The sequence below is a fragment of the Phycisphaeraceae bacterium genome, from assembly GCA_019636655.1.
Classification (GTDB): domain Bacteria; phylum Planctomycetota; class Phycisphaerae; order Phycisphaerales; family UBA1924; genus JAHBXB01.
Window position 1 is genome coordinate 688,470 of sequence record JAHBXB010000002.1, and the last position, 13,416, is coordinate 701,885.

General features: G+C 71.3%; 11 protein-coding genes. 8 read left to right on the top strand and 3 right to left on the bottom strand.

Going from position 1 to position 13,416, the window contains the following annotated elements:
• Positions 1-8 precede the first annotated feature (8 nt).
• The 5 genes from KF745_08350 (at position 9) to KF745_08370 (ending at position 4,443) form a co-directional block, all read left to right on the top strand.
• Positions 9-593: a UvrB/UvrC motif-containing protein gene (locus KF745_08350; GenBank protein ID MBX3358425.1), complete on the top strand. Its 585-nt coding sequence runs from the start codon at positions 9-11 to the stop codon at positions 591-593.
• Positions 499-1,842 (top strand): protein arginine kinase, encoded by a 1,344-nt coding sequence (locus KF745_08355; protein MBX3358426.1) that lies wholly within the window; start codon positions 499-501, stop codon positions 1,840-1,842. The genes KF745_08350 and KF745_08355 overlap by 95 nt, the downstream gene beginning before the upstream one ends.
• A gap of 23 nt (positions 1,843-1,865) precedes the next feature.
• Positions 1,866-2,570 carry a glycerol-3-phosphate 1-O-acyltransferase PlsY gene (gene plsY, locus KF745_08360; protein ID MBX3358427.1) on the top strand — a complete coding sequence of 235 codons (705 nt, stop codon included), beginning with the start codon at positions 1,866-1,868 and terminating at the stop codon, positions 2,568-2,570.
• Between the two features lie 240 nt (positions 2,571-2,810).
• The gene (locus KF745_08365) at positions 2,811-3,119 is read left to right on the top strand and encodes a hypothetical protein (protein ID MBX3358428.1); all 309 of its coding nucleotides are present in this window, start codon (positions 2,811-2,813) and stop codon (positions 3,117-3,119) included.
• A 97-nt stretch (positions 3,120-3,216) separates the two neighbouring features.
• Positions 3,217-4,443 carry a Nif3-like dinuclear metal center hexameric protein gene (locus tag KF745_08370; protein MBX3358429.1) on the top strand — a complete coding sequence of 409 codons (1,227 nt, stop codon included), beginning with the start codon at positions 3,217-3,219 and terminating at the stop codon, positions 4,441-4,443.
• Positions 4,444-4,454: 11 nt separating this feature from the next.
• Here the strand turns inward: KF745_08370 and KF745_08375 are convergent, their stop codons facing one another.
• Together KF745_08375 and KF745_08380 are read right to left on the bottom strand one after the other, a co-directional pair.
• The gene (locus KF745_08375) at positions 4,455-5,045 is read right to left on the bottom strand and encodes an LEA type 2 family protein (GenBank protein MBX3358430.1); all 591 of its coding nucleotides are present in this window, start codon (positions 5,043-5,045) and stop codon (positions 4,455-4,457) included.
• A gap of 97 nt (positions 5,046-5,142) precedes the next feature.
• Positions 5,143-5,589 carry a hypothetical protein gene (locus KF745_08380; GenBank protein ID MBX3358431.1) on the bottom strand — a complete coding sequence of 149 codons (447 nt, stop codon included), beginning with the start codon at positions 5,587-5,589 and terminating at the stop codon, positions 5,143-5,145.
• Between the two features lie 176 nt (positions 5,590-5,765).
• Here KF745_08380 and KF745_08385 point away from each other — a divergent pair, with 176 nt between their 5' ends.
• Positions 5,766-10,127, top strand: coding sequence for a PQQ-binding-like beta-propeller repeat protein (locus tag KF745_08385; GenBank protein ID MBX3358432.1), 4,362 nt, complete (start codon positions 5,766-5,768; stop codon positions 10,125-10,127).
• Between the two features lie 86 nt (positions 10,128-10,213).
• Here KF745_08385 and KF745_08390 read toward each other — a convergent pair whose 3' ends face one another.
• Positions 10,214-11,221, bottom strand: coding sequence for a metallophosphoesterase (locus tag KF745_08390; protein MBX3358433.1), 1,008 nt, complete (start codon positions 11,219-11,221; stop codon positions 10,214-10,216).
• A 246-nt stretch (positions 11,222-11,467) separates the two neighbouring features.
• Between KF745_08390 and ybeY the strand changes: the two genes are divergently transcribed.
• Positions 11,468-11,989, top strand: a complete 522-nt coding sequence (gene ybeY, locus KF745_08395; GenBank protein ID MBX3358434.1) for an rRNA maturation RNase YbeY — start codon at positions 11,468-11,470, stop codon at positions 11,987-11,989.
• On the top strand, positions 11,986-13,392 hold the full coding sequence (locus KF745_08400; GenBank protein ID MBX3358435.1) for an HlyC/CorC family transporter: 1,407 nt from the start codon (positions 11,986-11,988) through the stop codon (positions 13,390-13,392). Before ybeY ends, KF745_08400 begins: the two co-directional genes overlap by 4 nt.
• The last annotated feature ends 24 nt before the right edge of the window (positions 13,393-13,416 follow it).

The following is a 13,416-nucleotide window of genomic DNA, read 5'->3' on the forward strand; positions in this document are numbered from 1 at the left end:
ATTCGCCCGTGAAGTGCGACAAATGCGCCAGCGAAGCGACCGTGCACGAGGTGCGGATCCAGGGGGGCAAGAAGGTCGAGCGCCACCTCTGCGAGAAGTGCGCGCGCGAAGAGGGGTTCGCCGTGCAGTCGCACGTCACGGTCCCGGAACTGCTCGGGCAGTTGATCGCCGAGCAGGCCGCCGCGGCCAAGTCCGAGATCGGGGTCCCCACGGCGCCGATCGATCCCACGAAGATCCAGTGCCCGACGTGCGGCACGACGTACGGCCAGTTCCGCCACAGCGGGCTGCTGGGGTGCGCGGTGTGCTACGAGGCGTTCGAGGCGCCCCTGTCGCCGCTGCTTCAGCGCGCGCAGGAGGGGGGCACGCACCACACCGGCAAGGTGCCCAAGCGGCTGGGCGGCCAGCGGGCAGCGCCGCCGGCCCCGGCGAAGGCACCAGCCGCGGCGTCGGGTCTTGAGGAGCGGCTCCGCCGGCTCGAGACCCTGAAGAAGCAGCTCAATGCCGCGGTCGCGGCGGAGCAGTACGAGCAGGCGGCGAGCCTGCGCGACCAGATCCGCAGGATCGAGAGCCCGGCCCAGGAATCGAAGGGGTAACCCGGTGAGCGGTGCGTTCGAATCCGCGTTTTCGGCGGCGGCGCTGCGTCGCGGTGCGCCGTGGCTCCGCGGCACGGGTCCGGACAGCGACGTCGTGGTCTCGTCGCGTGTGCGGCTGGCGCGGAACCTGGCGGGGCTCCCGTTTGTCCGCAAGGCCGGTCGGGAGCAGCGGGACCGGATCCTGTCGCTGGTGCGCGAGCGCGCGATGAGCGCCGGCGTGGCGCGGTGCGCGGCGACCGGCGGGGGCGGGCAGACCGAGCGGATGCTCTGGCTCGACATCCACCGCTGCCCGGCCCTCGAGCGGACGCTGCTGGTCGAGCGGCACCTGATCAGCAAGGAGCACGCGAAGCAGGGTGGTGGCGGGGCGACCGCCGCGACGCCCGGCCAGCCCGCGCCGAAGGAGGCCGCCGAGGCCGCGACCGAGGCCGCCGCCGCATCGGCCAGCGCCGGGGGCGAGCCCCGCGCCGTCGCCATCACGCTCCCCGACGAGCAACTCTCGATCATGGTGAACGAGGAGGACCACCTGCGCATCCAGGTGCTGCGCAGCGGCATGGACCTCGACTCCGCGCTGGACCTGACCGACTCGGTCGACGACGCCCTCGAGGGCGCCGGGGAACCGGCCCACGGCGCGGACGGGCCGGGCCTGGAGTACGCGTACTCGGCGCGGTTCGGCTACCTCACCGCGTGCCCCACGAATGTCGGCACGGGGCTGCGCGTGAGCGTCATGCTCCACCTGCCGGCGCTCAAGCTCACGGGCGAGATGGAGAAGGTGAAGCGTGCCACGCGCGACCTCTCGCTCGCCGTCCGCGGCTATTACGGCGAGGGCTCGGACGCTGCGGGGGACTTCTACCAGATCTCCAACCAGACCACGCTGGGGCGGACGGAGCGGGCGATCCTCGACCAGTTCGAGCACCAGATCATCCCGCAGGTCATCCAGTACGAGCGGCACGCGCGGCGCGTGCTGGTCGAGCGTCGACGGCGCGTGATCGAGGACCAGGTCCTGCGGGCGCTGGGGGTGCTCCGTCACGCCCGGCTGCTCACGCCCGAGGAGGCGCTGACGCTTCTCTCGCAGGTTCGCCTGGGCATCTACACCGGGCTGATCTCCAATGTCCCGGCGCAGACGGTCAGCCAGCTCATGCTCCTCACCCAGCCCGCGCACCTGCAGCGGCTCCTCGACCGGGAGATGGACCAGAACGAACGTCGGGAGGCGCGCGCCGACCTGGTCCGTCAGCACCTGGCCGGCGAGTAGCCCGGATCGACTATTCTGCCGGGATGCCCGTCTTCATCTGGCCGCTGCTGTCCTACCTCGCCGGCTCCATTCCCTTCGGCCTGCTGATCGGCCTGGCGCGGGGCATCGACATCCGAAAGCACGGCTCGGGGAACATCGGCGCGACCAACGCGGGACGGGTGCTCGGGCGCAGGATCGGCTTGCTCTGCTTCGCCCTGGACGTTCTCAAGGGCTTCGGGCCGACGCTGGCGTTCGGCCTGTACAGCGGCTCGGCCGGCCGGTTTGCGCTGGCGCCCGAGGCGTGGGCGTGGTGGCTGGCGGTCGCCGCCGCGGCGGTCCTGGGGCATGTGTTCCCGGTGTGGCTCGGGTTCAAGGGTGGCAAGGGGGTCGCGACGGGGTTCGGAGCGATGCTCGGGGTGTTCCCACTCCTCACGATCGCGGGGGCGTTGTCGATGATCGTCTGGATCGTTTCGGCGCGGGTGACGCGGTACGTCAGCGTCAGTTCGTGTCTCGCCGCGGCGAGCCTGCCGGCGTGGACCGTCGTCACCGGCCTGGCCGCATCGCGCGGGACGATCGAGGGCGTGCAGTGGCCCTGCGCCGGCGCGGCGTTGCTGCTTGGGGTGCTGGTGATCTGGACGCACCGCGGCAACCTGGCCCGGGTCCGCGCGGGGACCGAGCCCAAGATCGGCGCACGCCGCACGCCGCCAGACGGCGGCGCCGCCGGCGCGTCGTCGGGCGCCACGCCCTGATTGACCGATCGGTCGCGGCGGATGATCGGACCATGACCGGCTCGGGGTTTCCGCGGGGCCGAGCGAGGCCTACGCAGTTCGCGAGGGCCGGTTGCGGCAACCGCAACGGAGAGTTTGGTCCGCAGTCTGTGTAACCCGAATATGACGCTCAGACCGATTCATCTCAGAGCGTGGAGGGCCGATGAACGGGGGTCCGGGATCAGGGTCTGTCCGGCCCTCGCCCGGACCTGGAGTGACCACATGGTGACCAAGCTCAGGCTCATCGGCGATCGGTCGCCGACCCAGGAGAGAGAGCGGGACCACGGCCGTCGGCTGGTTTTCCCGGTCGAGGCGGCGCGCCAGCTCGGCGCCCGCCCGAACCGGCCGGAGGCTCGCGCGCCGGGGCGAGAGGCCCAATCGGACATGCTCCGCACGGACGACATCGTCCATGAGGTGGAGCGGCACCTCGACGTGCTGCAGCAGAAACTCGACCGGGTCAAGAAGGAAGTAGCCGGCGCTATCGGGCGCGAGGGCGGGGGCGATCGGACCGATCGCCCGAGCGCCGCGTAGGGCCCGGCCAACAGGTCTCACAACACATCTCCGTGCGCCAGCGCCCCGGGCCTTTTGCCCGGGGCGTTCTCGTTGGCGGCCTCGCGGACCGGTTAGGATGAACACGGAACGGGCGCCCGAGCGCGTGGAGGTGGCGATGAAGGTCCGCGATCTGATGGAGGCGATGCAGCAGATTGCACCGCTGCGGTACGCCGAGTCGTGGGACAACGTCGGGCTGCTGGTCGGCTCGGCGCGGAAGGAGATCCGCGGACCGGTCCTGCTCACGATCGACCTGACGGAGGCGGTGGTGCTCGAGGCCGCGGGGATGCGGGCCTCCGCGGTGGTGGCGTACCACCCGGTCATCTTTCACCCCATCCGGCGGATCGCCGACGAGGGCCTCGGCGGGCACGCCGCGATCCTGCTCAAGGCGATCGAATCGGGGCTGGCCGTGTACTGCCCGCACTCGGCGCTCGACGCGGCCCCGGGGGGGATGACGGACTGGCTTGCCGACGGCCTGCTGGACCGCAAGGGCGTGGTCAAGGCGGACCGGCGGGCCCTGGTGCCGCACATCCACCGCCACGACAGCCAGCAGGTCAAGGTCGTGACATTTGTTCCCGCCAAGGACGTCGAGCAGGTCCGTCTCGGGATGGCCACGGCCGGGGCGGGGCTGATCGGCAACTACGAGGTCTGCTCGTTTGCCTCGGATGGGCGCGGCACATTCCGGGGGCTCGACGGGTCCAAGCCGTCGGTGGGCGAGGCCGGCAAGCTGGAGGAGGTCACCGAGGTGCGGCTGGAGATGGTCTGCTCCAGGCACGCTCTTCCCCTCGCGGTGGAGACGCTGCGGCAGTTCCACCCCTATGAGGAGCCGGCGATTGACGTCTACGAACTCTCGGGCGTGCCCGAGAGGAGCGCGGGCGCCGGGCGGAGGCTGGTGCTGGACCAGCCCGTCAGCCTGGAGCGGCTCGCCGACCGGCTCAAGACGCACCTGTTCGGGCGCGGGCGCGGATCGGGCCCGCCCGGGGCGGTGCAGATCGCCGCGGCGGCGGGCGCGGAGGGCGCCCCGGTCTCGTTCGTCGGGATCTGCCCCGGCGCGGGGGCGTCGCTGGCGGGCGTCGCCAAGGCCGAGGGATGCCAGGTCTTCGTCACCGGCGAGATGAAGCACCACGAGGTGCTCGAGGCCATCGAACCCGCCGAGCGGACGCCGGGGATGAGCGTGATCGTCGCCGGGCACACGGCGACCGAGCGGGGCTACCTGCCGCGACTGGCCGAGCGGCTCCGCGAGATGCTCGACGGGGTCAAGGTTGAGGTCAGCGCCGTCGACCGCAGCCCGTTTGTGCTGCAGTAGGCGCGGCGGCGTCACGGCTGTTCGGGCTCGGGGTCCGTCGGCACGGACTCGTCGGGAGAAGGAAGCGGTCGCGTCGGCAGCGTCGTCGGGATCCCCGGGCCGATCGGGGCCGGCCCTTCGCCGAAGTTCAGCAGCCCGGACTCGTTGTAGGAAACGACCGGCCGGCGCACGCCGGTGTCGAACAGCACGTTGGCCAACGCCCCGGGGGTGATGTAGGTGAGATTGACGGCGAGGCGGTAGCGGTGCTCCCCGGTCGGCCGTTCGGGGAGCGCATCGGACGCGTCGGAGCCGGGGCCGATCGCGAGGGCCACCGGGATGACCATCCGGTGCGAGCCGTCGGCGCGGACGGTGCCCTCGGGGGAGCGGGTGCCCTCGAAGACCCGCTTGTTGTCGAGGTCCAGGGCGTACCGGACCTCGCGCAGGGGGAGCGCCACGTTGTTCTGGTTCTCAGCGAGGACGGTGAAGGCGATCACCAGCCCCTCGGGCGACTCCTGGGCGACGGCCACGTTCGCGACGGAGAGCCGGGGCTCCTTGTAGTCGGAGCACCCTGCCAGCAGGGCCGCCAGCAGTGCGAGAAAACCAATCGTCGGGCCTTGTCCCATGCCGAGAATGTAGCGACCGGGCGGACCGGGTGCTCAGGGCGCGGCCGGGGGCTGATTGGGGCGTTGGGGGCGGGGACCCAACCGCGCGGGGGCGGGGTCAGTTCGGCAGGGAGACCCACCGGGCGGTCTCGGCCTGGGTCAGGGTGTACAGGGCCGGTGTGACCGTGGTGATCTCATGGATGTACGTCGTCCACTGAAGGGTCAGCCAACCCAGGATGGCGAAGCAGATCCAGGCCCCGATCTCGGCCGATCGCGTCTTTCGTGCGTAGATGAGGATGAGGCAGGCCAGCGAGACACTGGTGAGTTTCCACCAGATCAGCAGGGACGATGAGCCGTGCTCCATGATGAAGCGGGCGATCGGGTTGCCCTCGGACATGCCCACCGAGCGGAGGTAGGTCAGCGTGATCACGAGGTCGGCGATACTCATCAGCGCCACAGCCGCGGTGAGCCCGAGAACCCGGGTGGTCCGCCGGCGGATCGCGCTGTCTTTGCCGGGTGCGGCGAGGATCGGCGCGGCGGGTATGAAGACCGGGGTTGAACGCATGGAGCGGGGCCTCCGATCGGTCGATCGGACCCTGGGGTCCCGCAATCAAGGGATGCAGCATGCCCGGCGGATCTAGAGTGATGCGTGTGCCGGGCGTGCCGTCTGGGCAGGGCGGGCCACTCGCCGCCACGGCGGGGTGTGCCGGCGGAAGCGGCTGGGTAAACCGGAGGGCCGGGATGGGTGTGCTCGCGACAACGGTGGTCCTGTGGCTCGGCGGCGTGGCGGCCCCGGCGTCGCTCGGCCAGCCCGAGCCCCAGAACAACCCGGTGTATGTCGACGACGCCCCCGCCGCGACCGAGTCGCTCGCGGGGGTCCCCTCGCAGCTGGCGACGGGGAACATTGATGCGGCGGTCCGGGTGCTGCAGCGGCTGCTTGACGAAGAGGGCGAGCGGGTGGCGTTGGCGCCGTGGGGCGACCCTGACCTGTTCGTGTCCGTCCGCTCCCGGGCGCACGACACGCTCTCCAAGACTCCGGCGCTCTTGGCGCGGTACCGCGAGGTGCAGGGCCCGGTTGCCGACCGCATGCTGGAGGAGGGGGCCGACGACGCGGTGGAGCGGACGCGGCTGCTGACCCGCGCCGGGTTCGAGGCCGCGCTGCGCGTGGCCCAGCGGGAGCTCGAGGCCGCCCGCTTTGAGTCCGCACTCCTCACGCTCCGCCAACTCGAGACCCACCCGGACCGCACCGGCGAGGCCGGTCGCGACGCGGCGGAACTGCTCCAGGTCGTCGCCCGGTACGTCAACCGCAGCGACGTCTGGGACCGAGCGGAGCGGTGGGCCCGGCAGGCCGGGGCGCCGACGGGACTCCGGGGAGCCGAGACGTGGCCCGAGGCGACGCTGCGGCGCGGCCTGAGCCCGCTCGATCACCAGGCGCCGGTGTCGCTCACTGGGATGCTGCTGAGCCCGCTCTGGTCCGTGCCCGTGGGCACCGGGCCGGTGGCGCCCATCGGCGGCCGGTCGATCGGCGACGTGCCCGCGTTCGCGCAGGGCCTGTGGATCCTCCCGACGCTGAGCGACGAGACGGTCTACGCGAACGATGGGAACACCATCAGCGCGTGGGACCGCTTCACTCTTTCTCGCCTGTGGTCGACGACGCCGCAGGTCGAGCTCGACCAGGGCCTCGCTGCGAGGGAGTTGGAGGGAAGGCGGACCCGCTTCCCGCTGCGTCCGCGCGGCGCACTGGGGATCGAGGATGCGGCGACTGTCACCGTCGCGGGGCGCGACATTCTGACTGTCACGGGGGTTGCCGGGCCCGGCATCCTGCCGGGCGCGCAGGAATCGCGCCGAACGTCCGAGGGAATCCACGCCATCGATTCCAAGACGGGCCAGGTCCGCTGGAGCGTGGCCCCGATCGAACTGGACCAGGTGCTTACGGACACGAGCGTCCGGGGGCCGCTGGCGGTCAGCGAGGGCACGGTGATCGCCGGGGCCCGGCGCGCCAGCCAGTCCCAGCGGCTTACGAGCCTCTACCTGCTCGGCCTGGAGCAGGGGACCGGGCGGCTGCGGTGGAAGCGACTGGTCGGCAGCGCGGGGTCGCTCCCGTATGGCAGCCCGCCCTCGCTGCGCGATGGGAGCGAGGTCGTCGAGGGCGTTGTCTATCGCGGGGACCAGCTCGGCGTGATCGGCGCGTACGAGGCGGGCACGGGACGCTGCGTCTGGGTCCGCCGGATGGGGGCCCCGGCCTACGGCACGTCGGAAGCGTCATCGCCGTGGGAGATCAACCAGCCGATCATCGACGGCCCGACGATCGTGATGCTCACGCCCGACCGCACCGAGGTCGTGCGGCTGGATCGCGAGTCCGGGCGGATCCTCGGCCGGCGTCCCGCGGCGGACTTCAGCACACCCGGCCCGGCGTACCTGCTCCGCGTGGGGGACACGCTCGTGGGTGTGGGCTCGCTGCGCCTGTCGATGGTCCCGATCGGCGCGTTCGAGACCGACGGCATCCGGCAGGAACGGCTCGAGGAGCCGGGCGCCCGGGGGCGGGTGGTGGTCTCCGGCGATCGGCTGCTCGTGCCGACGGCCACCGGGGTGACGCTGGTCTCGATCCCGGATCAGAAGTCCGCGCGGGTGCCGCCGGAGACACTGGCGCTCGCCAGCCCGGGCAACGTGCTCCCGGCGACTAGTCAGCTGCTGGTGGTCGACGACAGCCGGCTCCACGCGTACCTGCTCTGGGACGAGGCCGAGCGGGTGCTCCGGCAGCGGATGGCCCGCGACCCGGCCGATGCCGGGCCCGCGGTGACGTTCGCGGAGTTGGCGTATCGAGCGGGCAAGGCGGGGCAGATTCTCGGGGCCGTTGATGCCGCGCTGAGCGCGCTGGACCGGGGCGCGGACGGGCCGCACCGGAAGGAGAACGAGGCCGCGCGTCGGCGGCTCTGGGACTCCGTGCTGGGGATGCTGAACGCGAGTCAGGAGCCTGATCCCAGCGCGATCGTGAGCGCCGACTCCGGCCGGCTGGCCGATTCGGAACTGGTCGGCGAACTGGTGACCCGGCTGGGCCGCATCGCGTCCACCGCCGATGATCGCGCCACCCACCTGCTGACGCTCGGCCGGTTCCGCGAGGGACGGGCGGATGCGGTCGGCGCGGTGGAGGCGTACCAGCGCATCCTGGAGGAGCCGATGCTCGCCGGGGCCACGTGGACCGGCCCGCGTGTCACGCTGCGTGCTGAACTCGAGGCGACGTGGCGGCTGGAGCGGTTGCTCCGCGAGCGAGGCCCGGCGATCTATGCCCCGTACGACATGGCGGCGCGTTCGGAACTCGCGGCGCTGGGGCTTTCGCCCGACGCCGCGGCGCTGGAGCGGCTCGCGCGCCGATTCCCGCTCGCGGCGGTGGCGCCGGGGGCGTGGCTCGCGGCCGGCGAGGCGCTGGAGGCCCACGGCCGGCCCGCGGCTACGGCGTACGAGGCGGGGCTGCGGGCGGCGCAGCGCCGACCGATGGACTCGGCCGACCGGATCGGCCCTTTGGCGGGGCGGCTGACCCGGGCTCTTGAATCCGAGGGGCAGTGGGGCGCGGCCGCGCAGGTGCTCAGGCAGACCGCCGCGAAGTTCCCGATGGCGGTGATCACGGACCGTTCCGGGCCCGTCGACGCCGAGTCGCTTGCCGCGGACCTGCAGCGCCGCTGGGAGACGGCCCATCGCTGGGCGAACATCGGTTCGATCTCCCGCGAGGCCCCGCAGGTGCTCGCCGGTTGGTCCATCATGCGTCCCATGATCCGCGATGTGAGCGAGCGGGTCGCGCGGGTCATCGCGATGGAGAACGGGGAGGACTTCGCAGTCTGGACGTGCGGCGGATCGGGCGGCAGCGAGCCGTGCACCGGGCCGCTCGTCAAAGCGTGGTCGGCCCCGATGGACGGGCAGATGGTGTCGCTGATGCGGGTTGACCAGGATGCGGCGTACTTCTTCCGGCAGGACGCAACCGGGGTGTCGCTGATCAAGGTGCTGGGCGGTCCTGGCTCCGAAGGGGGAGGGAGCGTCGCCTGGAAGACCGAGACGTTCGGCAAGATGTTCGCCAGACAGGAGGCCATGCGGTCCAAGGACCCCGGCCGGCCCGCACCCGATGCGCCCGAAGCGCCCTCGGAAGTGCAGGTCATCCAGACGCCGCTCGACGGCACGGTCACGGCCGACGACCTCATCTACCGGACCGACGAGCGGACCATCGTCCTGTTCGATCGGGTCGGGCGCGGCGTGGGCCTCGATGCCCAGACCGGGCAGGTGCTCTGGGCGGTGCGGGCGCCGCTCTCACGGGTCTTTGACCTCGATATCCGCGCCGGCGTGCTCGCCCTTGCCGGCGAGCAGGACGAGAGCCGCGGCGGCGGTCGCGCCGCGGCGCCCAACGGCGATCCGGTCGGCATCATCGCCGTGCTCGATGCCCGGACTGGACGAGAGACACAGCGGTTCACCCCGCCCGGGGCGGGGCGCATCCGCTGGGTGCTGCTCAGCGAGATCGGGTCGGTCATCGCCGGCACCGATGTGGGCGTTGTCTCGGTCGATGCCGCGCGCGGGCAGGCGAACTGGGCGGTGTTCGACGGCGCTCTTCGCGCCAGTCTCGGGGCGTGGATGGCGGGCGACCGGTTCTTCATCCTCGGCGCGGACCGCCAGCTCTGGAGCGCCGCGGTTCGTGATGGCAAGGTTCGGACGGCGGCCGTCGCGATGCCACCCGAGCAGCTCGACGAGTCGCAGCCGCTCTACGTCGCGAAGGTCCAGGGCCCGCCGGGACAGGATGCGTTGGCCTTCAGCACGCTCCGCGGCATCGCGGTCGTGGGGACCGACGGTGGGATGCTCGGGATCGATGCGCTCGGCGGGCTCGATGCGCTCGTCCCGGCGCTGCCGGGCGAGGGTGTCCTCGTCACCGCCGAAACGGTCGCCAGCGGCCACGAGCCCGACGGGATGATGATCTTCAACGTCCACCTTGTCGACTCGGCCTCGGCCCGCGTTCAGGAGTCACGCGCTCTCGCGCTGGGGGCGCGCCCGCGGCGCATGGCGTTACTGGATGGGCGGATCGCCATCACCGCCGGCAGCACCACCGTGGTGCTCCGGGCCGACTGACCCCCCTCCCCCCACCCCCCATTCCTCACCGTGCGTGCGAAACAGTGCCGCGACCGCGGTTCGAACATGGCCGTGTCCCTCGCGGGTTACTCGCGGGCTTCCCAGCCGTACCCGATGAACTCGTGCCCGAAGGTCCCGTCGTCGTACAGGTCCACGACGCCGTACCCCTCGCCGAAGCCCTGGTGCTTCCCTTTCCACCATGCGCCGCTCACCGCGCCGTCGCAGATGTAGGTCACCCCGGAGTAGTCCACACGGTCGCACTGGTGGATGTGCCCGCTGAGGCACAGCTTCACATTGGGGTGCTTGCGGAAGAGGTCTCGCAACGCCCGCGCATCCAGGTGCATGTTCCCGCCGGGGACGGTCCACTTGCCCTCGTCCACTTCGCGGTTGCGGCTGTCGAAGAGCATGCACGCCGCGAGGATCGGGACGTGCGAGAGCACCAGCACCGGGGTCGTCGCGGGCACCGCGGCGAGGTCTCGCTGCAGCCAGTCCATCTGCGCTTCATCGAGCCGTGCCACGTAGCCGGTGCCCCCGTCGCTCTGCACGCTGTCGAGGATGACGAAGTGCCAGCCCGCTTTGTCGAAACTGCGGTACGGGCGTGCCAGCCCCAGCGTCTGCATCGCCCACGCCTTCCCCCAGGTCGCCTCCGTGCCGTTGGTGCCGCTCTTGGCCTTGTTCCAACCCCAGATGTCGTGGTTCCCCAGGCAGTGCTCGACCGGGCACGGCGCTCCGTCACGGAGCGTTCCGGTGAACAGGTCCCACAGCATCTTGCTCCGGTCGAAGGGCTGCTCGAAGACATCCATCACCAGGTCGCCGCCGGTGAGGATCAGGTCCGGCCTGTCGTTCAGCGCCGCGACGTGCCGGAGGCACGCGGCCATGCCCTCGGCCCCGTGCCGCTCGGGCTGCACATGGAAGTCCGTCAGGTGGGCCACCCGCAGCACGCGACTGCGACCCGGCCCGCCGGCGGGGGGCGCGGCCAGCCGTCGTGCCGCGGCGAGTACCGACGATGGCCCGCCCAAGGCCAGGGCCGCGGTCAGAAGCCCGGCTCCCTTCAGAACATCTCGCCGCGTTGGTACGGGTCGCTGCTGGTCCATTTCTCGTCCTCCTGATGGCGGCCGCCACCATACACGACGCGGTTCGGAATGGACGTTATCGGTCTGCAAAGTTGATCGGAAACACCCTAATCCGGGGTGATCATCCCATGTTCGCAGGTTCCGTACGCTGCCGGCTCGGCTTGTTGGCTCGCCGAGCGCCTTGTCGTAGACTTGGCATCGCGATCGGCGCCTCGACTTGGCGGCTGGCCGCGATGGGAGTCTGGTGGGCGGGGCCGGGGGGCGGCGATGATGGACGGAACCCTGACAATATCCGATCGATCTGGCCCTGAGGCGGGGGCCGCGGTTGATGTGGCGGACCCTGGGGGGGAGTTCCCGGAATCGGCGCGGCGGTTCGTGCAGGACACCGCGGTTCGTGCCGTGAGGCACCTGGGGGCCGTGGGGGAGGTGCGGGTCCGCATCGTCGGTGACGAGGCGATGGCGGCCGCCCACCAGCGGTACCTGGACGACCCGACAACCACGGACGTGCTGACCTTTGATCTGACGGAGGGTCGTGGCGGCGCGGAGGCTCCGCCGCGGCTGGATACCGATGTGCTGGTGTGCGCCGATGTGGCGAAGCGCGAGGCGGCCCGGCGCGGGATCAGTCCCGAGCATGAAGCGGTGCTGTACGTGCTGCACGCCATCCTGCACTGCCTGGGGCACGACGATCACACTCCCGCGGGGTTCGCCCGCATGCACGCGGCGGAAGACGGAGTGCTGAGCGCTCTCGGTGTGGGCCCTGTCTTCGGTGTGCCGGAGAACCGCGAGTGAGTGCGCTGTGGGTGCTCATCGCGTCGACGGTCCTCGCTGGGATGCTCGCCACGCTGCACTATGCGTTGGCGGACCTGGCGCGCGCCTCGCTCGAAGAAATCGCCTCGGTCAAGAACCGTCCCGCCGCGACGCGGCGCGTGGACGCGATCCTCCGCGATGTCTCGGGCCATTCGAGGGCGATCGCGGTGCCCATGATCCTGTGCCTCGCCGCGGCCGTGGCCGCCGCGGTGGAGGAGACGACCAACCTGCGGTCGGGCACGGGCATGCCGGTCACGCACGCCGACGAGATCATCGGCGTGCTCGCGGCGTCGCTGATTCTGTGGGTGCTGTGCGTGTCGCTGCCGATGTCGATCGCCTGGCACGCGGGCGAGCGGCTGGTCTACGCCTGGTCGCCGCTGGTGCGCGGGATCTACCACCTGGGCGCGCCGCTGCGTGCCCTCGGGCGGTTCCTGGACGAGATGGTGAAGCGGCTCGCGGGGGTCCAGGGCGACACTCGCAACGAGGTGCTGCAGGCCGAGTTGATGAGCGTTGTCGAGGAGGGGGAGCGCGAGGGGCAGATCGACCTTGAGCAGCGCGAGATGATCGAGGCGGTCGTCGAGTTCCGGAACCTCACCGCCAAGCAGGTCATGACCCCGCGCACCGAGATCGAGGCGTTCGAGGAGACGAACGAGCTCGGCGCCGTCACGCGGATCATCAAGGAGATCGGCCACTCCCGCATCCCGGTCTACCAGGGGTCGCTGGACAATGTCGTCGGCATCTTCTACGTCAAGGACCTGATGCGCTGGCTCGCCGGCGACGGCACGCACGCGCCCGGCAAGCCCTTCTCGCTCCGGGCCATCCTGCGGCCCGCGCTGTTCGTGCCGGAAACCAAGCCCGTCCGCGAGCTGCTCCGCGAGCTGCTCAAGAAGAAGGTCCACATCGCCATGGTCGCGGACGAGTTCGGCGGCACCGCCGGGCTGGTCACCATCGAGGACATGGTCGAGGAGATCGTCGGCGACATCCGGGACGAGTACGAGCCGACCGAACCGGAAAAGCCCGACGTCGAGGTGAAGCTGCACGAGCGCACCGCCGAGGTGGATGCGCGGGCGTACATCGACGATGTAAACGACGCCCTGTTGCCGCTGGGCTGGTCGCTGCCCGAGGGGGACGACTACGACACCGTCGGCGGGTTTGTGATCACCACGCTGGGCCGCATCCCCGAGCAGGGCGAGTCATTCCGGCACGACCGCGCCACGGTGACCGTGCTCGAGGCCTCGCCGACCCGCGTCCTCAAGGTCCGGCTGGAGGTCGGCCAGGACGACGACGATCACCACCATGATGAGGATGATGAGCCTGCCAGCCGCAACGGGGGGCCGGTCCCCCAGCGCCCCGGCGATCGGCCCGCGGAACCTCGCACCCAGTAAGCACTCGCCGCCCGGTTCGGCGGT